General features: G+C 59.7%; 24 protein-coding genes. 13 read left to right on the top strand and 11 right to left on the bottom strand.

What is annotated here, in order from left to right:
• Positions 1-264 precede the first annotated feature (264 nt).
• The 4 genes from thrC (at position 265) to DTW90_RS10380 (ending at position 6,553) form a co-directional block, all read left to right on the top strand.
• On the top strand, positions 265-1,665 hold the full coding sequence (gene thrC / locus DTW90_RS10395; protein ID WP_149338066.1) for a threonine synthase: 1,401 nt from the start codon (positions 265-267) through the stop codon (positions 1,663-1,665).
• Positions 1,666-1,682: 17 nt separating this feature from the next.
• The gene (locus DTW90_RS10390; protein WP_149338064.1) at positions 1,683-2,981 is read left to right on the top strand and encodes a pitrilysin family protein; all 1,299 of its coding nucleotides are present in this window, start codon (positions 1,683-1,685) and stop codon (positions 2,979-2,981) included.
• 45 nt (positions 2,982-3,026) lie between these two features.
• Positions 3,027-3,641 carry a GNAT family N-acetyltransferase gene (locus DTW90_RS10385; protein WP_132517884.1) on the top strand — a complete coding sequence of 205 codons (615 nt, stop codon included), beginning with the start codon at positions 3,027-3,029 and terminating at the stop codon, positions 3,639-3,641.
• A 65-nt stretch (positions 3,642-3,706) separates the two neighbouring features.
• Positions 3,707-6,553, top strand: coding sequence for a sensor domain-containing phosphodiesterase (locus tag DTW90_RS10380; protein WP_245512588.1), 2,847 nt, complete (start codon positions 3,707-3,709; stop codon positions 6,551-6,553).
• A gap of 40 nt (positions 6,554-6,593) precedes the next feature.
• Here the strand turns inward: DTW90_RS10380 and DTW90_RS10375 are convergent, their stop codons facing one another.
• The 3 genes from DTW90_RS10375 to DTW90_RS10365 form a co-directional block, all read right to left on the bottom strand.
• Positions 6,594-7,655, bottom strand: a complete 1,062-nt coding sequence (locus DTW90_RS10375) for a putative zinc-binding metallopeptidase (protein ID WP_149338062.1) — start codon at positions 7,653-7,655, stop codon at positions 6,594-6,596.
• Positions 7,656-7,744: 89 nt separating this feature from the next.
• Positions 7,745-7,936: a CsbD family protein gene (locus DTW90_RS10370; RefSeq protein WP_132517890.1), complete on the bottom strand. Its 192-nt coding sequence runs from the start codon at positions 7,934-7,936 to the stop codon at positions 7,745-7,747.
• Between the two features lie 87 nt (positions 7,937-8,023).
• On the bottom strand, positions 8,024-8,629 hold the full coding sequence (locus DTW90_RS10365) for a YqgE/AlgH family protein (protein WP_149338060.1): 606 nt from the start codon (positions 8,627-8,629) through the stop codon (positions 8,024-8,026).
• A 259-nt stretch (positions 8,630-8,888) separates the two neighbouring features.
• On the opposite strand from DTW90_RS10365, the gene DTW90_RS10360 reads away from it, so the two are divergent.
• The 5 genes from DTW90_RS10360 to DTW90_RS10340 all read left to right on the top strand — a co-directional run bounded on the left by DTW90_RS10360 (position 8,889) and on the right by DTW90_RS10340 (position 13,027).
• Entirely contained in the window at positions 8,889-9,605 is a 717-nt protein-coding gene (locus DTW90_RS10360) for a protein-disulfide reductase DsbD domain-containing protein (protein WP_348642637.1), read from the top strand.
• Between the two features lie 71 nt (positions 9,606-9,676).
• Positions 9,677-10,162 carry a peroxiredoxin gene (locus tag DTW90_RS10355; protein ID WP_149338056.1) on the top strand — a complete coding sequence of 162 codons (486 nt, stop codon included), beginning with the start codon at positions 9,677-9,679 and terminating at the stop codon, positions 10,160-10,162.
• Positions 10,163-10,448: 286 nt separating this feature from the next.
• Positions 10,449-11,219, top strand: coding sequence for an ABC transporter ATP-binding protein (locus DTW90_RS10350; RefSeq protein ID WP_132517895.1), 771 nt, complete (start codon positions 10,449-10,451; stop codon positions 11,217-11,219).
• The gene (locus DTW90_RS10345) at positions 11,216-12,088 is read left to right on the top strand and encodes a metal ABC transporter permease (protein WP_132517897.1); all 873 of its coding nucleotides are present in this window, start codon (positions 11,216-11,218) and stop codon (positions 12,086-12,088) included. The genes DTW90_RS10350 and DTW90_RS10345 overlap by 4 nt, the downstream gene beginning before the upstream one ends.
• A gap of 36 nt (positions 12,089-12,124) precedes the next feature.
• Positions 12,125-13,027, top strand: coding sequence for a zinc ABC transporter substrate-binding protein (locus tag DTW90_RS10340; protein WP_132517899.1), 903 nt, complete (start codon positions 12,125-12,127; stop codon positions 13,025-13,027).
• 48 nt (positions 13,028-13,075) lie between these two features.
• Here the strand turns inward: DTW90_RS10340 and DTW90_RS10335 are convergent, their stop codons facing one another.
• Together DTW90_RS10335 and DTW90_RS10330 are read right to left on the bottom strand one after the other, a co-directional pair.
• Complete coding sequence (locus DTW90_RS10335; protein WP_132517901.1) at positions 13,076-13,384, bottom strand: Dabb family protein; 309 nt, start codon at positions 13,382-13,384, stop codon at positions 13,076-13,078.
• A 98-nt stretch (positions 13,385-13,482) separates the two neighbouring features.
• Positions 13,483-14,001 carry a DUF992 domain-containing protein gene (locus DTW90_RS10330; protein WP_149338054.1) on the bottom strand — a complete coding sequence of 173 codons (519 nt, stop codon included), beginning with the start codon at positions 13,999-14,001 and terminating at the stop codon, positions 13,483-13,485.
• Between the two features lie 317 nt (positions 14,002-14,318).
• Here DTW90_RS10330 and DTW90_RS10325 point away from each other — a divergent pair, with 317 nt between their 5' ends.
• The 3 genes from DTW90_RS10325 to DTW90_RS10315 all read left to right on the top strand — a co-directional run bounded on the left by DTW90_RS10325 (position 14,319) and on the right by DTW90_RS10315 (position 15,268).
• The gene (locus tag DTW90_RS10325; protein WP_132517905.1) at positions 14,319-14,528 is read left to right on the top strand and encodes a cold-shock protein; all 210 of its coding nucleotides are present in this window, start codon (positions 14,319-14,321) and stop codon (positions 14,526-14,528) included.
• 209 nt (positions 14,529-14,737) lie between these two features.
• A complete protein-coding gene (rpsU, locus tag DTW90_RS10320) occupies positions 14,738-14,974 on the top strand; it encodes a 30S ribosomal protein S21 (protein ID WP_132518109.1) in 237 nt (78 codons plus the stop codon).
• Positions 14,975-15,034: 60 nt separating this feature from the next.
• Entirely contained in the window at positions 15,035-15,268 is a 234-nt protein-coding gene (locus DTW90_RS10315; protein ID WP_149338052.1) for a hypothetical protein, read from the top strand.
• An 84-nt stretch (positions 15,269-15,352) separates the two neighbouring features.
• Here DTW90_RS10315 and rnhA read toward each other — a convergent pair whose 3' ends face one another.
• The 5 genes from rnhA to DTW90_RS10290 all read right to left on the bottom strand — a co-directional run bounded on the left by rnhA (position 15,353) and on the right by DTW90_RS10290 (position 19,092).
• The gene (gene rnhA, locus DTW90_RS10310) at positions 15,353-15,793 is read right to left on the bottom strand and encodes a ribonuclease HI (protein WP_132517909.1); all 441 of its coding nucleotides are present in this window, start codon (positions 15,791-15,793) and stop codon (positions 15,353-15,355) included.
• Entirely contained in the window at positions 15,793-16,758 is a 966-nt protein-coding gene (locus DTW90_RS10305) for a homoserine kinase (RefSeq protein WP_132517911.1), read from the bottom strand. Before DTW90_RS10305 ends, rnhA begins: the two co-directional genes overlap by 1 nt.
• A 123-nt stretch (positions 16,759-16,881) precedes the next feature.
• The gene (ispH, locus tag DTW90_RS10300; RefSeq protein WP_132517913.1) at positions 16,882-17,886 is read right to left on the bottom strand and encodes a 4-hydroxy-3-methylbut-2-enyl diphosphate reductase; all 1,005 of its coding nucleotides are present in this window, start codon (positions 17,884-17,886) and stop codon (positions 16,882-16,884) included.
• Between the two features lie 65 nt (positions 17,887-17,951).
• Positions 17,952-18,701, bottom strand: coding sequence for an SURF1 family protein (locus tag DTW90_RS10295; RefSeq protein WP_149338424.1), 750 nt, complete (start codon positions 18,699-18,701; stop codon positions 17,952-17,954).
• Between the two features lie 7 nt (positions 18,702-18,708).
• Complete coding sequence (locus tag DTW90_RS10290; protein WP_149338050.1) at positions 18,709-19,092, bottom strand: DUF983 domain-containing protein; 384 nt, start codon at positions 19,090-19,092, stop codon at positions 18,709-18,711.
• Positions 19,093-19,206: 114 nt separating this feature from the next.
• On the opposite strand from DTW90_RS10290, the gene DTW90_RS10285 reads away from it, so the two are divergent.
• A complete protein-coding gene (locus DTW90_RS10285; protein WP_149338048.1) occupies positions 19,207-19,851 on the top strand; it encodes a chloramphenicol phosphotransferase in 645 nt (214 codons plus the stop codon).
• A 131-nt stretch (positions 19,852-19,982) separates the two neighbouring features.
• Here DTW90_RS10285 and DTW90_RS10280 read toward each other — a convergent pair whose 3' ends face one another.
• A complete protein-coding gene (locus DTW90_RS10280; RefSeq protein ID WP_132517921.1) occupies positions 19,983-20,861 on the bottom strand; it encodes a cytochrome c oxidase subunit 3 in 879 nt (292 codons plus the stop codon).
• Positions 20,862-20,903 lie beyond the last annotated feature (42 nt).

Here is a 20,903-nt window from a genome sequence, read left to right as displayed (position 1 = left end):
GGGCCTTTCATGACACTTGGCGATGGTCTATACCAGCGGCCTAGCGAAAAATCGATTGGGTAAGCACCGTTTTGGTTCACTTTTCGACGCCGACATATTGGCACAAACCGCCGCCCTTGACGGTCATGTCTCGCCGAATTGCGCGGCTGCGAAAACCGGGCCGGTCTATTTGACGCAAAGAGACGTGTCGCTACGCCCTTCTCCGCTTTAAAATTCAGCCGCATAGCGCGCCGAAATTCCAATCCGAAAATCGAGGTAAAGACCGTGGACTACATCTCAACACGGGGAGAGGCCCCTGCCCTTGGCTTCTGCGACGCCCTTCTGGCCGGGCTTGCGCGCGATGGCGGGCTTTATGTACCGCGGGAATGGCCGCATCTCTCCAAGAAAGAGATCAGAGGTTTCAGGGGCAAGACCTATCAGGAGATCGCCTTTGCGGTCCTGTCGCCGTTCACCAATGGCGAGATCCCGGCCAAGACGTTTCGCGGCATGATCGACGAGGCTTACGCGACTTTCCGCCATCCGGCCATCACGCCTTTGGTGCAGACCGGGCCGAACAGCTTCGTCATGGAACTGTTCCACGGCACGACGCTGGCCTTCAAGGACGTCGCGATGCAATTGCTGGCGCGGCTGATGGACTATGCGCTTGCCGAACGCAACGAGCGGGCAACGATCGTCGGCGCAACTTCGGGCGATACCGGCGGCGCTGCCATCGACGCCTTCGCCGGACGCGAGCGGACCGATATCTTCATCCTCTTCCCGCACGGCAAGGTCTCGCCGGTGCAGCAGCGTCAGATGACGACCTCGACGGCATCGAATGTCCATGCGCTGGCGCTGAACGGCAATTTCGACGACTGCCAGAATCTCGTCAAAGCGATGTTCAACGACGCGAAGTTCCGTGACGGCGTGAGGCTTTCCGGCGTGAATTCGATCAACTGGGCGCGCATCATGGCGCAGGTGGTCTATTATTTCGTCACGGCTGTCGCGCTCGGCGGGCCGGACCGGAAGATCTCGTTTACGGTCCCGACCGGCAATTTCGGCGACATCTTCGCGGGCTATGTGGCCAAGCGCATGGGCCTGCCGATCGACAAGCTGATCATTGCGACCAACGACAACGACATTCTCGCCCGCACCTTGAAGACCGGGCGTTACGAGATGCGCGAAGTCAAGGCGACGACCTCGCCCTCAATGGACATCCAGATCTCCTCGAACTTCGAGCGGCTGCTGTTCGAGGCCCATGACCGCGATGCCTCGAAGGTGCGTGCCGCCATGGAGAGCCTGAAGCAATCGAACGGCTTCGAGATCGGCAAGGATGCATTGAAATTCATCAAGCGCGACTTCCGCGCCGGCCGCGCGACCGAGAAGCAGGTAGCGGAAACCATCCGCAAGACGCTCGCCGATACCGGCTATCTGATCGATCCACATACGGCGACCGGCGTCTTCGTGGCAGCGAAACATGAAAAGCCGAACAGCCCGATGGTCACACTTTCGACCGCACATCCTGCAAAATTCCCCGCCGCAGTAAAATCGGCAAGCGGTATTGACCCGGCGCTTCCGACGTGGCTTGCTGGACTGATGGACAGGGAGGAGCGTTTCGATATCCTCGATCCCGAGCTTAAAGTCGTTGAAACCTTTATCGGCAAGCATGCGCGGGCCCAGGGACGGTAAACGCAGAAAGACGAGCGATGACAGTTGAGTGCACCCGGCTGAAATCCGGGCTGACGGTAGTAACCCAGATGATGCCGCATCTCGAAAGCGTGGCCTTGGGTGTCTGGATCAAATCCGGTTCGCGTAATGAAACCGAGGCAGAGCACGGCGTCGCGCATCTGCTTGAGCACATGGCATTCAAGGGCACGGGACGCCGCACTGCGCGGCAGATCGCCGAGGAAATCGAGAATGTCGGCGGCGAAGTCAACGCCGCGACCTCGACCGAAACGACCTCCTACTATGCACGCGTGCTCAAGGAAGACGTGCCGCTTGCCGTCGACATCCTGGCCGACATCCTGACGGAATCGGCCTTCGACGAAGACGAATTGCAGCGCGAAAAGCAGGTCATCCTGCAGGAAATCAACGCGGCCAACGATACGCCTGACGACGTCGTTTTCGACAAGTTCTCCGAAGTCGCCTATCGCGATCAGACGCTCGGCCGCGCCATTCTCGGCACGCCGGAAACCGTCCTCAGCTTCACGCCAGCGCAAATTCGCGGCTATCTCGGCCGCAACTATACGACGGACCGCATGTTCATCGTTGCGGCCGGCGCCGTCGATCATGAAAAGTTCGTTCGCCAGGTCGAGGAGCGTTTTTCCAGCCTGCCGACCGCGCCGGCAACGGCGCCGATCATCGAGCCCGCACGCTATATCGGCGGCAGCGTGCGCGAGACGCGCGACCTGATGGATGCGCAGATCTTGCTCGGCTTCGAGGGGCGCGCCTATCACGCCCGCGACTTCTACTGTTCGCAGATCCTGGCAAACATCTTGGGCGGCGGCATGTCCTCGCGGCTGTTCCAGGAAGTGCGTGAATTTCGCGGCCTCTGCTACTCGGTCTATGCCTTCCACTGGGGCTTTTCCGATACCGGCATCTTCGGCATTCACGCGGCGACCGGCGGCGAGAACCTGCCGGAACTCCTGCCCGTCATCGTGGAGGAACTGCGCAAGTCCTCCCACACGATCGAGCAGCAGGAAATCGAGCGAGCCCGCGCCCAGATCCGCGCCCAGCTTCTCATGGGCCAGGAAAGCCCCGCTGCCCGCGCCGGCCAGATCGCCCGGCAGATGATGCTCTACGGTCGCCCGATCCCCAACCCGGAAATGATGGAACGTCTTGAAGGGATCACGATCGAGCGATTGACGGATCTTGCCGGACGGTTGTTCTTCGATACAGTACCGACGCTTTCCGCTATCGGGCCGCTCGAACAGCTCGCCCCGATGGAAGACATCAGTGCTTCGCTCGCGCAGACATCGCAAGCATCGAGAGCAGCCAGCGGCTGACGATCCCGTCAGTCCAGACATCAAAAGCCCGGAGTAGACTAACGGATGTCAAAATCGGTTTTTCGGTTTCTGTCACGACATCCCGACACTGTTCAGCTTGAAGGCGACGACCATCTTCTCCGCCTGCCGCGCTATTCGGACTTCAACCAATGGCACCGGCTGAGGGCCGAAAGCCGAAGGTTCCTGGAGCCGTGGGAGCCGACCTGGCGTCACGACGAGCTGACCGAGGGCGCCTATCGGGCCCGCGTCATTCGAGGCAAGCAGGAATATAATTCGGGCCAGGCCATCCCGCTTTTCATCTTTTCCAAGGAGGACATGACGCTTCTTGGCGGCCTGACGATCGGCTACATCAGGCGGGGTGCGGCGCAGAGCTGCATGATCGGATATTGGATGGGCGAACGGCATTCCGGCAAAGGCCATATGTTCGCCGCACTTCAGTTGGTTATACCCTACATCTTTTCAGGTCTTGAGTTGCACCGTATAGAGGCAGCCTGTATTCCGGATAATGAACGTAGCATGAGGCTCTTGGAAAAGGCCGGTTTCCAAAGGGAAGGTTACTTGCGCGGATATTTGAAAATCAACGGGCAATGGCGCGATCATGTGATGTTCTCCCGGTTGGAATCGGATTCCCACCTCACCAGAAAATCCCTAAGCCTATGATCACCGCTCAGTTCTCGAACCCAGCCGCAGCCCGACGATTGCTCGCTGTGATCTTTTCGGCTGCCATGCTGGCGCTGTTCGTCATCTTTACCAGTGCTGCGCATGCGGCCGAGCCGGTCAAGATTTCGCGCGACGACACCGCGCTCGACCTCACCGCAACGACGGAAATCTACGCGAACCAGGGCGAAGCCTTCCAGGTTTCGACGGCAGCCGGCGCCGACGGCATTCGCCGCCGCATCGAGGTGCGCTCCACGTCGCCCAACCACCAGGGCGACTGGGCGGTGTTTGCGCTTGCCAACGTTTCGGAAGAGCAGCTCGAGCGCGTCATCGTCGCTCCACATTTCCGGCTGGTGAATTCGAAGCTCTTCTGGCCGGATCTCGGCTCGCAGCGCATCATCTCCATTACGCCGAGCGAAGGCTTTGCGCTCGATCGGCAGCCGAGCGACGAGGCTGATGTCTTCCGTATCACGCTCAATCCGGGCGCTGTCGTCACCTTCGTTGCCGAGCTGTCCTCGCCGAACCTGCCGCAGCTCTATCTTTGGGAGCCGAACGCCTACAAGGATACGGTCAACGCCTTTACGCTCTATCGCGGCATTGTTCTCGGCATTGCAGGTCTGCTCGCCGTCTTCCTGACCATTCTCTTCGTCGTCAAGGGAACGTCGATGCTGCCGGCGACAGCAGCACTTGCCTGGGCGGTGCTCGGCTATATCTGCGTCGACTTCGGCTTCCTCGGCAAACTCATCAGCGTGACCTCAAGCGACCAGCGAATATGGCGTGCCTGTGCGGAGGTGGCGCTCGCGTCGAGTTTGGTGATTTTCCTGTTCACCTATCTCAATCTCAATCGATGGCATGCGCATCTCGGCTATGTCACGCTCGCCTGGGTCCTGGGCCTTGCCCTGGTGTTCGGCGTCGCTATCTACGATCCCTCGATCGCGGCCGGCATTGCGCGCGTATCGCTGGCCCTGACGGCAACCGCTGGCATCCTTCTGATCATCTATCTCGGCTTCAACCGCTACGATCGCGCCATCCTGCTCGTGCCAGCGTGGGTGCTCATCATCGTCTGGCTGTTCGGAGCGTGGCTGACGATAACAGGCAAGCTCGACAACGATATCGTCCAGCCGGCTCTTGGCGGCGGTCTCGTGCTGATCGTCCTCTTGATCGGCTTCACCGTCATGCAGCATGCCTTTGCCGGCGGCGCATTCCAGCAAGGCCTGTTTTCCGATCTCGAACGCCAGTCGCTGGCGCTGACCGGCTCGGGCGATACGGTCTGGGACTGGGATGTGGCGCGCGATCGCGTCGTAACGATCCCCGATATTTCCCAGAAGCTGGGGCTTTCCCACGGCAGCATGCATGGAGCGGCGCGCAATTGGCTGCCGCGGCTGCATCCTGACGACCGCGATCGCTTCCGGGCGACGCTCGACGTCCTGCTTGAGCATCGTCGCGGCCGGCTGAACCACGAGTTCCGCATTCGCGCCGAGGATGGGCATTTCCACTGGCTGTCGATCCGCGCACGTCCGGTGCTCGGGTCCAACGGCGAAATCATCCGCTGCGTCGGCACGATCGTTGACGTCACCGAGCAGAAGAATTCGATCGAGCGGCTGCTGCATGACGCGCTGCACGACAACCTGACCGGCTTGCCGAACAGGCAGGTCTTCATCGACCGCCTGCAATCCGTACTGACGCTTGCGCCCGGCGGCGACATGGTTCGCCCGACCGTGATGGTGATCGACATCGACCGCTACAAGATGGTCAACGATGCGCTCGGCGTTGCCGCCGGCGACAATATCCTGATCGCCCTGACACGGCGCCTGCGACGCCTGCTGAAACCACAGGACACGCTCGCACGTCTTTCCGGCGACCAGTTCGGACTGATCCTGATCTCGGAACGCGACCCGACCAAAGTGGCGGATTTTGCCGATGCGGTCAGCAAGGCGATCATGGTGCCGATCAATTTCGCCAACCGCGAAATCATCCTGACGGCCTCGATCGGCTTGACCTCCTGGGTCGACCAGCAGGAAACGGCGCCGGGTCTGCTCAGCGATGCCGAGCTTGCCATGTATCGCGCCAAGCGCGCTGGCGGAAACCGTGTCGAGCCTTTCCGTCCTGCCTTCCGCAATTTCGGCACCGACCGCCTGCAGATCGAGACCGATCTACGCCGCGCCATCGAGCGCAAGGAATTGTCGCTGGTCTATCAGCCGATCGTGCGGCTGGAGGATGCGGAGATCGCCGGTTTCGAGGCGCTGATGCGCTGGGAACACCCCAAGCGCGGCAATATCCCGCCATCCGAATTCATCCCGATCGCCGAGGCCTCCGACATCATCGGCCCGCTCGGCATGTTCGCGATGGAGCAGTCAACGAACGACCTGATGTCCTGGCAGCGCCAGACCGGCGAATTGCCGCTCTTCGTTTCCGTAAATCTGTCAAGCGCGCAGCTTCTCAACAACGAGCTCTACGAAGATGTGCGGGCATTGCTTGCGAAGACACATTGCGAGCCGAGCCGGATCAAGCTGGAGCTGACGGAATCCATGGTGATGGAGAATCCGGAGCAAGCCCGTCTCGTGCTGAACAAGCTACGTGATGCCGGCCTTGGCCTGGCGCTTGATGATTTCGGTACCGGCTATTCGTCCCTTTCCTATCTCACTCGCTTCCCATTCGACACGATCAAGCTCGACAAGAGCCTAGTGCGCGACGAGAGCGACAAGAAGGCGGTGCTGCTGCGCTCCGTCATTTCGATGGCGCGCGAAATGGACATGAAGGTCGTCGCCGAGGGTATCGAGTCGGAAGAGGATGCGCTGGAGCTTGCCAAGATGGGCTGCAGTTACGGCCAGAGCTTCATCTTCGGACCGCCCATGGGCACCGATTCCGTGCTGCGGCTGCTGAAAGAACGTTTTCCCCTGACAAAGCGGGCGTAAGCACTCTGCCCTTCCAGTTCGATCGATCGATCGATCGACGCTACGCAGCATCCTGGATCAGCCGGTGCATATATTCGAGTTTCGCCACGACCGGCGGCGACAGGACGAAAGGATAAGAATCCCTTTGTCCCATGCTGCGCTGGATCGAGTTGATCGCAACGCTTAGCGGAATCCAGGCGCTGACCAGCTGCTCGGCGCTCCTTGCCCGATAGGGGTTAAAGTCGACTTCGGCGGCCATCTCCTCGTGGCCGCGGGGGTCGATCGCAATACCGAAGCTGCGCGCGGTTTCCAGCGTATCGACGATATGAAGATAATGCGCGAAACACTCGGCAAAATCCTCCCATGGATGCGTGCTCGCATAGGCGGAAATGAAGCTCTCCTGCCAGTTCGGCAACGGGCCATTATCGTAGTGTCGCTGCAGCGCCGCAGCGTAGTCCTCGCGCTCGTCGCCAAAGACGGACCGAAAGGCCTCGAAGCCATTGCGATCGCGAACCAGCTTGTTCCACATGAAGTGCCCCGTCTCGTGGCGAAAATGGCCAAGCAGAGTGCGATAGGGCTCGTTCATCGAAGTGCGGGCAAGCTCGCGCGTCACGTCGTCAGCCTCTGCGGCGCGGATAGCGATCAGGCCCTCTTCGTGACCGGTCATTGCGGGTTTGATATTGCCGTCGACCTCCACCTGGTCTTCAAGGAAATCGAAGACGAGGCCGCCTTCTCGATCCTCCTGGCGATCGGGGTGCGGCAGGTTGAGACGAAGCAGCGAATAGAACAGATGCCGTTGCGCCTGGCTGATACGCTGCCAATGCTCGACACCCTCCTGCGTGCCGGTATTCGGCACCAGGCGATTGTGGCGGCAGGCGATGCAGAATGCATTCTCGTCGGCGGCATCGACGAGCCAGTTGCAGATATCGAGAGTGGCGTTGGAGCAAAACCGCACGGACCGTTGCGGCTCCGAAAAGAGGTGCCAATTCGGATCGGGGGCCGGCTCCAGGGCATACATGATCAAGCGTTCGGGCGCGAAACCGAGCCGGTAGCCGCAGCGGACGCATTGACGGTTGTCGAAGTGAACGACCTGTCCACAATGATCGCAGGTGTAGAGCCGCATTTCCGATACCCCGTCCGAAATGAACTGCCCAAATCCCAAAAGAGCCCGCCGCGGGAACGCGGCAGGCTCTTGCAGAGTTGACCACACGATCACATACGATCGACGGCACCCTTCACCTTGTCCTTGGCCTTGCCAACGGCGACCTGAGCCTTGCCTTTGCCTTCCTGGACAGCGCCCTTGGCGCGCATTTCCTTGTCATCGGTGGCCTTGCCGACAGCCTGCTTGGCCTTGCCGGCCATTTCGTTGACCTTGCCGGAGATCTTATCGCTCGTGCTACCCATATCGGGTCTCCTCTGTTTGGCGAACCTTTGTTCGCACTTGCAGTGAGGAAACGTAGCCGTATCGATTTCGTTCCGCAGCGCAGCCGATTAGGCGTGTCCCGCTTCTGTGGAAAGCATGGCAGGGGTCACACCCATCAGAGCAAGAGCCCGCTCATATTTATCATCAAGGCTGCGGTCGAAGATCAGCTCCTCGTTGGCAGCGCAATTGAGCCAGCCGTTGCTGGCGATTTCGGCTTCCAACTGGCCGGAACCCCAGCCGGCATAGCCAAGCAGCATCGTAGCGCGCTTCGGCCCGCCGCCCTTGGAGATGGCCCGAACGATATCGAGCGTCGCCGTCAGGCTGATGTCATCGCTGACCGGGATGCTGCTGTCGCTGAGATAATCATCGGAATGCAGCACGAAGCCACGGCCGCTCTCGACCGGCCCGCCTGTCTGGATCGGAAAATCACGCGCATCCTGGGGCAAGAGAATGGCATCGTCCCGCTTGATCATCTCGAGATGGAGGAGAACGTCGGTGAAGGTGAGGTTCTGGCTGCGGTTAATGACGAAGCCCATGGCACCGGCATCGGAGTGCGCGCAGATATAGATGACTGTGCGGGCAAAATTGCTGTCGGCCATACCGGGCATGGCAATCAAAAACTGACCGTCGAGAAAGCCTCGCTCACGCCTATTCTTCAGAGTCGATAGGGACATCGTTCCTCCTGCCTGCGGCGCGTATGGCACCCGCAAGAGGGAAGATGGGGCAATGTCACAAATCAATCAACTGAAAATGATCAAATCTTTTTAGCGCGGTTATAGCGGCCTCTTCCCCTATCGGGTAAATCCCTGTTCCATGACATTAAACTCATGCCTGTTTCAGAAAATGATCGCTGTAACCGCGGCAGTTTTCGCCTTGTCTGTCCAAATTGCGGACGCCGCCAGCAGTGATTGGCAGCTTAACGAAGGCGGGAGAATGCGTCTTATAGCGCTGTCGCCCGACGACCAGGGGCGTATCAGGGCAGCGCTGCAGATCGAGCCGAAACCCGGCTGGGTCACCTATTGGCGCGAGCCTGGCGACAGCGGAATCCCGCCGCAAATCACACTTGCAGCAGACAGCGGCACGACGCTCGATAAAATCAGCTATCCGGTGCCGAAACCGATTGCAATCGGCCCCATCCAGGAGATCGGCTACGACGAGCCCGTGACGCTGCCGCTCGACTTGAAGGTTGCGGGCGATGCCAAGCCGGCCAAGCTGGACCTGACGGCATTCATCGGCCTCTGCAAGGATATCTGCATCCCTTTCCAGGCATCGTTTTCGCTGCCGCTTTCGTCGGCGGCGCAATCCGAACCTGAAGAGGTGGCGGTGCTGGATGCGACCGCAGCGACATTGCCGAAACCGCCCTCCCCGGATTTCTCCGTCGAGAGCCATTCGCTTTCGGCGGACGGTAAGAAATTGTCCTTGAAGATGACGTTGCCGGAGGCGGCGGGCGATGCGCCGCAGATCTATGTGACCGGCCCGAGCGGATATGTATTCTTCAAGCGGATGAACGACAAGCGCGACGGCCGCGACTTCCAGACCGATATCATGATCGGCCGGCTTCCGAAGACTTATGACATTAAGGGCAAGCGCTGGGACATCCTTGCAATCGACGGCGATCGCGCCATCGAAACGACGCTTGCTTTCGACTGACCGGAATTTATAGTTTTACTTCAACCGGTGGCGCCCGCGCCATCCAACTTCAAGACACGAGGAGAGACCCCATGACCATCGCTGTCGGCGATAAACTGCCTGCTGCCACTTTCAAGGAAAAGACGGCAGACGGTCCGGTCGAGATCACGACCGAACAACTCTTCAACGGCAAGCGCGTCGTTCTCTTTGCCGTACCCGGCGCGTTCACGCCGACCTGCTCGCTGAACCATCTGCCGGGCTATCTCGAAAATCGCGACGCCATCCTTGCCAAGGGCGTGGACGATATTGCTGTCGTTGCCGTCAACGACTGGCACGTCATGGGCGCCTGGGCGCAGTCCTCCGGCGGCATGGGCAAGATCCATTTCCTCGCCGATTGGGATGCGTCCTTCGCAAAGGCCCTTGGTCTCGATGGCGATCTCTCCGGCGGCGGCCTTGGTGTCCGCTCCAGGCGCTATTCGATGCTCGTCGAGGATGGCGTGGTCAAGAGCCTCAACATCGAGGAAACCCCAGGCCAGGCCACGGTTTCCGGCGCTGCCGCGATGATCGAGCAGCTCTGAGCGGCTGTCTTGATTATGGAATGATGGAGGGCGTCCGATGGGCGCCCTTTTGTTTTCGAGCTTCTCAGGTAGTGCGGGACAATTTGTCAGCCGCCTCTTTTTTGCCGTAATCTTCCAGCTACAAACGTAACGTTATTACATTTCCATTACACGAAGCAGCCATGCCCTTGTTGAATGATCCATACCTCTCGTCCCTGATCGGACGCTCCGCCTTGGCGCGCCTCGTCGGCGTAGCCGTTGTCCTTGTTCTATTATGGCTCGCCATCACTTGGGCGGTGGTGCTTCCATGAGCAGGCCGGCGATACACTTAGACAACGTTACCGTCGCCTATGAGCGGCATCCGGCGGTGCATCATGTTTCCGGCGCATTCCAGGCCGGTAGCCTGACGGCGATTGCCGGGCCTAATGGGGCGGGAAAGTCGACGCTTCTCAAGGCGATCGTCGGGGAGCTGAAGCCAGCCAGCGGCACGATCGATTGCGGAGCCCTGCAACGCAGCGATTTTGGCTACCTGCCGCAGGCGGCAGAAATAAATCGACGGTTCCCCATCTCGGTGGCCGATACCATCATGCTGGGTGCCTGGAAGAATTCCGGTGCTTTCGGCGGTTTTTCTCGCGATGATATGGAGCGGGCGAAGGAGACCCTGGCTGCAGTTGGACTGGGCGGATTCGAGCGGCGGCACATCGGTTCGCTTTCGGCCGGGCAGTTCCAGCGCGTGCTCTTTGCCCGCCTGTTGCTGCAGGACGCCCGTGTCATCCTGCTCGACGAACCCTTTACAGCCATAGACCAGCGCACCACCCGCGACCTGCTCGACATCGTTCTGCGCTGGCACGGCGACGGCCGGACCGTGATTGCCGTCCTGCATGATTTCGAGCAGGTTCGCGCGCATTTTCCCGAGACGTTGCTGCTTGCCCGCGAACTGGTCGGCTGGGGCCGGACGCAGGATGTCATGAGCCCTGCCAATCTCGTCGCCGCGCGGGCCATGGCGGAAAGCTGGGATGAGAGTGCGGAAGCCTGCCTGCCAGAGCAACCGCGGGCAAAGTGGGAACCGGCTGAATGACGGCTTACGACATCTTCCTGGCGCCCTTTGCCGACTACGGCTTCATGCGCCGCGCTCTGATCGCGTGCCTCTGCCTGGGGCTGGGCTCCGGCCCGATCGGCGTCTTCCTGATGCTCCGGCGCATGAGCCTGATGGGTGACGCCATGAGCCACGCGGTGCTTCCGGGTGCGGCGATCGGTTATCTCGTTGCCGGCTCGCTATCGCTGACGGCGATGGGGATCGGTGGTTTGGTGGCTGGGCTTTCGGTCGCCCTGCTGTCCGGGCTCGTCAGCCGCACGACCGTTCTCCAGGAAGATGCCAGCTTTGCGAGTTTCTATCTGACGTCGCTGGCGCTCGGGGTCCTGATCGTCTCGCTGCGCGGATCGAACATCGATCTCCTACATGTGCTGTTCGGCACGATCCTGGCGATCGATGCGCCGGCTCTCTACCAGATCGGCGCGATCACGACCGTGACGTTGGTGGTGCTTGCCATTATCTATCGGCCGCTTGTGATGGAGTGCTTCGATCCCGGCTTTCTGCGGGCGGTCGGCGGACGCGGGCCGCTCTACCACTTTCTCTTCCTGTTGATGGTCGTCCTCAATCTCGTTGCCAGTTTCCAGGCGCTTGGCACGCTGATGGCGGTCGGGTTGATGATGCTGCCTGCGGCGATTGCGCAGCTCTGGTCGCGCAGCCTGCCGCAGATGATGGTGATTGCCACTATCAGCGCCGTAGCCTCGGGCTATATCGGTCTCATTGCCTCCTACCAGCTGGAATTCGCCTCCGGCCCGACGATCATCATTACGGCGAGCCTGATCTACGGCTTTTCCATTCTCTTCGGTCCCTCGGGCATAGCCCGGCGGCTCGCTCCTCGCCCGCATCTCAAGGGCTAGGCCTTCCCCTGATCCACATCCATGAAGGAGATTTTCATGAAGTATAGCAGACTGCTCCTCTCCGCCGCATTGCCGGCACTTGTCGCGGCCGGCATCGCCGCCCCGGCTTCGGCCGAAACGCTGCCCGTCGTCGCCTCCTTCACCGTACTTGCCGATGTCGTCAAGCAGGTCGGCGGCGACCATGTAAAGGTATCGAGCCTTGTCGGCCCCAACGGCGACCCCCATGAATTCGAGCCGTCGCCGGCCGATGCCAAGAAGCTCAATGCTGCCAAGATCACCTTCGTCAGCGGCGAAGGCCTGGAAGGATGGATGGACCGGCTGATCACGGCATCCGGCTATAAGGGAACTCCGGTCGTCGCATCCGAGGGCATCAACACCCGCACCATGGTCGACGACGGCAAGACGATCACCGATCCGCATGTGTGGAACAGCCCCGTCAACGTAAAAATCTGGGTGGCCAATATCGAAAAAGCGCTCGAAGCCGCAGATCCGGCCGATGCCGCCGACTTCAAGGCGAATGCCACGAAGTATACCCAGACGCTGACCGAGCTGGATGCCTATGCACACAAGAAATTCGACGGTGTATCGGCCGATCGCCGCAAGATCCTGACCAGCCACGACGCCTTCGGCTATTTCGGCCGCGAATACAATGTCAGCTTCCTCTCGCCGCTCGGCTTCTCGACGGAATCGGAAGCCTCTGCGGCGGATGTCGCCAAGCTCATCGAGCAGATCAAGACGGAGCACGTGAAGACCTACTTCTTCGAAAACTCGAACGATCCGAGGCTGGTCAAGCAGGTGGCCAAGGCAACCGGTGCAGCGCCGGGCGGCGTGCTCTATGTCGAGGCTCTATCGAAGGCGAACGGGCCGGCTCCGACATATGAAAAAATGTTCCGTTATAACGTTGATCAGCTTGCGGCCGCGATAGCGAAATCCAGCTGAGTTGGCTAAGGCATGCTGTGGGACCCCACAGCATGCCTCCCCAATCGCTCAGATATTGAGATCAAAGACCATGATGCCTGCTAATCCGCCGTCCGTGGAAGTAATGATACGTTCGCCGACGATTGCGTGCTCGGGGTGACCGAGATAGGTGTCGCGCGCCTCCGGCCCGTCAAAGGTGACGACAAAGCCGTCGACGAAGCCGCTATGCAGGCCCTCGGGCGAGACATTCGGGCCATATTTCACGTCAAGAATGCCGGGAATGAACTGCTTCAGCGCGACGACCGCTTCGAAGAGAGATTGCTTTTCATCGGGTGTCATGGCCGCCTTCAGCCGCAGGAAAACGCAATGCAGGATCACTCGAAATCTCCCTATGGTGTTTTTCGGCAGCATAGAGGGAAAGCGGCCCGGAGCAAGTCATGCTCCGGGCCACATTTCCAGTGATTATGCGCCTGCGCTTATTTGGCCGGGCGAAGCTGGAGTTGCGTTACACCGGCTGCGACATTCAGCCCCTTCGTCGCTTCGCCGCTAAGCGGCTGAAGACCGAAATTCTTGGCGGTACCGCCGATCAGCGCATTGGCCCCCAAACCAACACCGACGGATGCACCGGCTGTGGCCCCGACATAGCTACCCGCAAGCGCGCCCTCGCCCGCACGATTGGCCGAGAGATTGTAGACGACCCAGCGAAGATAGGATTTCTGGGTTACGCCGATATCGACACCGAATTTGCCGATACTGCCGACATATCGCTCACGCGGGCCGGAACTCTTGATGAAATCACATTGAACGGCCTTGCTGGATCCGATGATCATGCCGACGCCACCGGCGACCTCGCAGGATAGCGTACCCATTCGGCTCTTCTGCCCCGTTGCAGCTGGCTCGGCCGGCTTGGCCTTGGTGTGATGGGTGGTTGCAGCGCTGGCTACCGACGCAAATGCCATCAACGAGGCAGCTACAATTAAAACGAGCGATTTCATGGTCCTTCTCCCTTTCCATACATCGACGTTTTCGGAACGGACTTGTGTTCAAATGGTTCCCGAAGAGCGGCAAAACAGCGTCCGAATGCGGCCGCCACAACTTATGCGTCCGATGAAAAAGTGACTTTCGCGGAAAGGATACGTTCTTTTACACATTAGATATTGCATAATTCGAAAACGGCCCTACATAGATACCTGTCGAGTATTGCTTGCGACCTTTGTCAACGCGAAACAGCGTTAAGTCAGATTTCCTCTCAACATCGATTAAAAACGGCGAGGTTTCGCCTTGTATTAACAACGATTGAAAGGAGATCGTTATGAATTCAGGTACTGTAAAGTGGTTCAATGGAACCAAGGGTTTCGGCTTCATTCAGCCTGACGACGGTTCCACCGACGTTTTCGTTCATATTTCCGCTGTTGAGCGGTCCGGTATGCGCGAGCTGACCGAAGGCCAGAAGATTCGCTACGATATTGTACGTGACCGCAAGTCCGGCAAGAATTCTGCCGATAATCTCCAGGCCGCATAATTGTCATTCGCCTTGGCTGACCACGGATGTACTGGCAGCATATGGGCTGAGTGACGGGAAGAGGTCGGGGTTGTGCCCGGCCTTTTTTGTCTGACGCGCCAGGCTGACCGTTTTGTCCGCCTGGTTGCCGATCTCGCATTCGAAATTCACAAGAACGGCGAAAGCCAGTTAGTCGCGACGCCAGGCGTCGCCAGATGGAGGATATAGTTTTGCAGGTTCTCGTCAGAGACAACAACGTCGATCAGGCACTCCGGGTTCTGAAGAAGAAGCTGCAGCGCGAAGGCGTATTTCGCGAAATGAAGGCGCGCAGCGCTTATGAAAAGCCCTCGGAAAAGAGAGCGCGCGAAAAGGCTGAAGCCATCCGCCGCCAGCGCAAGCTCGCCCGCAAGCAGATGCAGCGCGAAGGCCTGCTCCCTGCGCCAAAGAAAGTGCTCCGCGCGCGGTAATTTTTCCGGCGCCAAGGCGTGCGTCGTCCACCATGGACCACTGCTGGAAAGGAGAGCGCGATGACCGCTACAAAGGAAAAATTCTTCAATGCCGCCAAGCTTTCGGCGCAAGACAAGGCCGCTGCCACCGATCATACGGCGCGGGCTATCATTGCCGCTGAGCTTTCGGAGCGTGAACGCAAGACAGAAAGACTGAAGGCACTACGCTTGCAACAAGCCGCCAGCGCGCCAGCAGATAGTGACGCATCTCCCAAGAAGCGTGGACGTTCGTCCAAATCCTCTCCAAAATCGTAAAAAACAAGCGCCAGAGCCGTCGTTAACGGACGGCGATGTCGCTTGCCTTTCCGAACTCGCTCGATGAACGATCCGCGAAGCCGCTTATCGTTTCTTGAAGGGCGCCATCCCCATGCGCGCCAATTCGTCGGCGCGCTCGTTTTCAGGATGGCCGGCATGCCCCTTCACCCAGTGAAGCGTGACCTTGTGCCGGTTGCGCGCCTCTTCCAGCGCCTGCCAGAGTTCGGCGTTCTTCACGGGCTTCTTGTCGGCAGTCTTCCAGCCGTTCTTCTTCCAGCCATGGATCCATTTGGAGATGCCATCCATGACATATTTCGAGTCCGTGTAGAGATCGACCTCGCAGGGCGTCTTCAGGGCGCTCAATGACGAGATTGCGGCCAGCAACTCCATGCGATTGTTTGTCGTCTCGGCCTCGCCGCCGGACATTTCCTTTTCGACGTCGCCGTACCGAAGCACCGCCCCCCAGCCGCCGGGACCGGGATTGCCGGAGCAAGCGCCATCCGTGAAGATATCAACGTGCTTCATCAGAGCGCCAGCCCATATTCGGCGCTGGAGGCGACCTGACGGTGGAAGCGCAGCTTGCGCAGATATTCGAGCGGGTCCTTCTTGGTCACCATCGCGCCAACAGGCGTCGTCAGCCAGTCGTAGAGGCGCGTCAGGAAGAAGCGCAACGCCGAACCGCGCGACAGGATCGGCAGCGCCGCGATCTCGTCATCGCTCAGCGGGCGAACGCTGCGGTAACCCTCGAGCAGCGCCGTGCCCTTGGTGATGTTGTAGGCGCCATCCTTTTCGAAGCACCAGGCATTGAGGCAGATCGAAACGTCATAGACGAGCATGTCGTTGCAGGCGAAATAGAAGTCGATCAGCCCGGAAAGCTCATCACCGAGAAAGAAGACATTATCGGGGAAAAGGTCGGCGTGGATGACACCTGTCGGCAAACCCTTCGGCCAGTTCGATGCCAGCACGTCAAGCTCGCCGCGAATCTCGTCCTGCAGTCCAGGTTCGACCTCGTCGGCACGAGCCTCGGATTTTTCCCACAATGCCTGCCATCCGTGCAGCGACAACGCGTTCGGACGCTTGATCGAGAACCCCTCGCCCGCAACATGCATCTGCGCTAAGGCCTTGCCCACCTCGCGGCAGTGCTTCGCCTCCGGCTTTCGCAGCCACATGCCTTCGAGGAAGGAGATCAGCGCTGCCGGTCGGCCCGAGAGTTCACCCAGCAAAGCACCATCGCGGCGCGGCAGCGGCAGCGGGCACGATAGGCCGTTGCCTGCCAGATGCTGCATCAGGCCGAGGAAAAAGGGTAAATCGCTTTTCTCCACCCGCTTTTCATAAAGCGTCAGGATCAGCGGATTCTTCGTCGTGTGCAGCAGGAAGTTCGAATTCTCGACGCCCTCGGCGATCCCCTTGTAGGAGGTGAGTTCACCGGCATCATATTCAGTCAGAAAGCGCTTGAGGTCGTCTTCAGTGATGTCGGTATAAACGGCCAAGGTGAGGTCTCACTAGTAATGTTTTACAATCAAATTCACGCCCGGCCCTACGCCTGGGCTTCGGGCGTTCGCCGCTGCAATCGATTCACTGGATCGATTGCTCCCTCTTCGCGGGACCGCGGCTCACCCATTAACAAAGGCCATGTCGGCAGCCGTCAGTTCGATATTGCGCAGTTCCCGGTTCACCAGGAAATTCTCCGTCTCCTTGACGGTTTCTGCGAGTTCGACCTGCGCATCGTAACGCATGCGGAAAGCCTCGATGATCTCGTTGACGATGACCTCAGGCGCGGAAGCACCCGCTGACAGGCCGACCGTAGAGATATCGCCCATCGCATCCCAGTCGATTTCCGACGCGCGCTGCACCAGGATGGATTTTTTTGCGCCGGCACGGAGCGCCACTTCGACGAGACGCTTAGAATTGGACGAATTGGGAGCGCCGACCACGATGAAGAGATCACAGCCGGGTGCTGCCTGTTTCACCACTTCCTGGCGGTTGGTCGTGGCATAGCAGATGGAATCGGCAGCCGGGGCCGTCAGATTGGGGAAACGCTCCTGCAGGCGCGCGATCACGCCGGCGGTGTCGTCAACCGACAGCGTGGTCTGGGTGACATAGCCGAGATTGTCGGGATCGACCGGCGTGTAGGCATCGACATCCTCCACAGTCTCGACCAGCGAAACCGAACCCTCGGGAAGCTGACCCATAGTGCCGATCACTTCAGGATGGCCGGCATGGCCGATGAGGACGACGTGGCGGCCGAGGCGATTGTGGCGCATCGCCTGCTTGTGAACCTTCGAGACCAGCGGACAGGTGGCGTCGAGATAGAAGAGATTGCGGCTATCGGCATCGGCGGGCACGGATTTCGGCACGCCATGTGCGGAGAAAACGACCGGCTGAGCCCTGTGCTCCACCGGGATCTCGTCCAGTTCCTCGACGAAGACCGCGCCCTTGGCTTCCAGGCCCTCGACGACATAGCGATTGTGGACGATCTCGTGGCGGACATAGACCGGCGCGCCATAGGACTTCAGCGCGAGGACAACGATCTGGATAGCGCGATCCACGCCGGCGCAGAAGCCGCGCGGGCCGCAGAGGCGAATGGTCAAAGGAGGTTTGGACACTGCTATGTTCATGTCTTTTCCGCAATAGATCCTGTCATGCCTGCTCTAGAGCATTCTAAAGAGGAAATGAAGCAATTCTATTGCGCGGGCGCCTCGGGATGGCGTTTGCGATACCAGGAAATTCCGGTAATCGCGACCAGCGCTGCGGCAAGCCCATACCATGTAAAGGCATATTGCAGGTGATCGTTCGGCAGATCGATGATTGTCACGCCGCCGATCGGCAAGCCGGACGGATTGGGCGTCTTGTCGGCATCGACGAAGAAGGGGATGACCTTGGATTTGTCGAAGCCATCGCTCGAGGCCATGACGTCGAGATCCTTCCAGTAGAAAATGTTCTTGGCGAGATCATTGTCCGGCACGATGTAGGATGGCTTGCCGGGCAGCTTGGCCCGCGCCAGGCCGGCTACCGTCTGCTGGCCGGTCAACTGGCCGTCGACGCGCATCTCCGGCTCCTTGGCATCGTAGGGCACGAAACCGCGGTTGACGAAGAGATAGCGCCCGTCGTCGAGTTGCAGTGGGGTATAGATGTAGAAACCCGAGGCGCCGTCATAGGTGGCGAAGAAGTGGCGCTCCTTGTTGTTGAGGTAGCGGCCGGTCGCCGTAACGTTCCGATATTCGATGTCGCCGCCGCTTGCCGCCATTGCCTCGATGATCGAGAGCGGCACGGGCGCAGCAACGCGGCGTTCCGCGATATCGGCGAGAAGTCCTTCCTTCCAATGCAGGCGCTGTACCTGCCAGGTGCCCAGCGAAAGAAGGATCGCGAGGGCGACGAAAAGGATGATCGGCTTGGCGATCCGCCATCCGAGACTTTCTCGACGCGCGGGCATGACGGCTTCAGTCACGTTGGATCTGTCCCTGGCTGGCGTTGTTGCGGAACTGGAGCGCGATCAGGGTGCCCTTGCACCAGCGCAATGACAGAAGCGAAAGAATGATCGTCAGCGGTCCAAAGAGCAGGATATGCACCCAGATCGGCGGGCCGTAATTGACCTGCAGCCACAGCACCGACCCGATGACGATGAAGCCGACAATCAGGATGACGAAGACGGCCGGGCCGTCGCCGGCATCTGCGAAGGAATAGTCTAGCCCGCAGGCGGCGCAGCGCGGCTTCAGCGACAAAAGGCCGTCGAAGAGCTTGCCCTCGCCGCAGCGCGGGCAGCAGCCTTTGAGCCCGACCTTAACGGGATCCACCGGCGGGAAATGAGCGCTATCCTCTTCCATCGATCTCCTCAATTACTCCTCAACTCTCACATAGAGTATTCCCACAGCGAAGGGAATCGGGAATGCCTGTGCGCTTTCGTCCCAGTGATTCGCATGAAATGAAGAAAAGAGACCATGAATTCAGACAACCATGCCGGCCAGATCATCATTCTGAACGGCGCGCCGAGATCCGGTAAGTCCACCATTGCAAGGACCATTCAGGAGAGATTCGAAGGTCCGTGGATGAATCTCGGCGTCGATACCTATGTCCGGCATGTCACGCCGGAGCGATACAGACCTGGGATCGGCCTGCGTCCGGGCGGCGAACGGCCCGATCTGGAGGAGCTTGTGCCCCTCTTCTACGCCGCGCTCTATGAGTCCATCGCAATCCACAGCGGCTTCGGCCTGAACGTCGTTGCCGATTTCGGCCACCACGACACCTATTCTCAGCCGCTCGGTATCCTCATCGACTGCGCGCGCCGGCTCGCGGATCTCCCTGTGCTTTTCGTCGGCGTGCATTGTCCGGTCGAGACCATCATGGAGCGGCGGCGCGCACCGGCGGCGGAACGCATCGGTGAGTATCTGACGGTATCTGCGACAGAGCCACCGCCGGCCGCTGTCCTGCGCTGGCAGGAACAGGTGCACATTCCCGGCATCTACGATCTCGAGATCGACACTTCGGTGCTCACGCCCGCTGAATGCGTCCAGATGATCCGGGAGAAGCTCGACAGCGGCATCGAGCGCCCATCCGCCTTCGAGAGAATTGCCGAAGGCAAATAGAGCATTGGTCCTGGCACTTGTGGCACCTGCCTCCGGAGGCTGAGAGCATCTCGTTCCCGGAACGCATCCCAATCACTAAAAAGGCGGGCGCCATGGCGCCCGCCTTTTCAATTCCGGCAATAGGCTTCAGATCAGCCCGCAGCGACAGGCGCGCCCCAGCCGCCCCAGATGTAGATGCAGAAGAACAGGAACAGCCAGACGACGTCGACGAAGTGCCAATACCAGGCGGCGGCTTCGAAGCCGAAATGCTGTTTGGGCGTGAAGTCCCCCTTGATGGCGCGGACGAGGCAGACCAGCAGGAAGATCGTACCGATCAAGACGTGGAAACCGTGGAAGCCGGTCGCCATGAAGAAGGTCGCGCCATAGATCGAGTTTTTGAACGCGAAGGGCGCGTGGATGTACTCAAAGGCCTGAACGCTGGAGAAGAGCGCGCCAAGCAGCACTGTCAGAACCAGTCCCTGGATCAGGCCGCGGCGGTCGTTGTGCAGCAGGGCATGATGTGCCCAGGTGACGGTCGTGCCGGAGAGAAGCAGGATGATGGTGTTGTAGATCGGCAGGTGCCAGGGGTCGAGAACCTCGATGCCCTTCGGCGGCCAAGTGCCGCCTGTGAAGGCCGTGCGCGAGGCCTGGATCGCCTCGTTCGGGAACAGGCTGGCGTCGAAATAGGCCCAGAACCAGGCAACGAAGAACATCACTTCGGAAGCGATGAACATGATCATGCCGTAGCGCAGGTGCAGCGAGACGACACGCGTATGGGCGCCCTCGTGCGCCTCCTTGATCGTGTCGGCCCACCAGCCGAACATCACGTAGAAAATACCCGCCAGGCCGATGAAAAACAGCCAGGGATTGGCCATTTCGAGGCCCAGAAGCTTGATCGAGCCGCCGTTCAGGTAGCGCATGTAGCACACGCCGCCGAAGGTCAGCACAAAAGCAAAGAGTGATGCCAGGACTGGCCACGGGCTAGGATCGATAATGTGATAGTCGTGATTTTTCTGATGCGCTTCGGCCATGTCAGCAATTCCCCGAATAACTTTTCCCATATTGCTTCCGGC

The sequence above is a fragment of the Neorhizobium sp. P12A genome (assembly GCF_008365395.1).
GTDB lineage: Bacteria > Pseudomonadota > Alphaproteobacteria > Rhizobiales > Rhizobiaceae > Rhizobium.
This window is presented reverse-complemented; position numbering and strand designations above follow the sequence as displayed.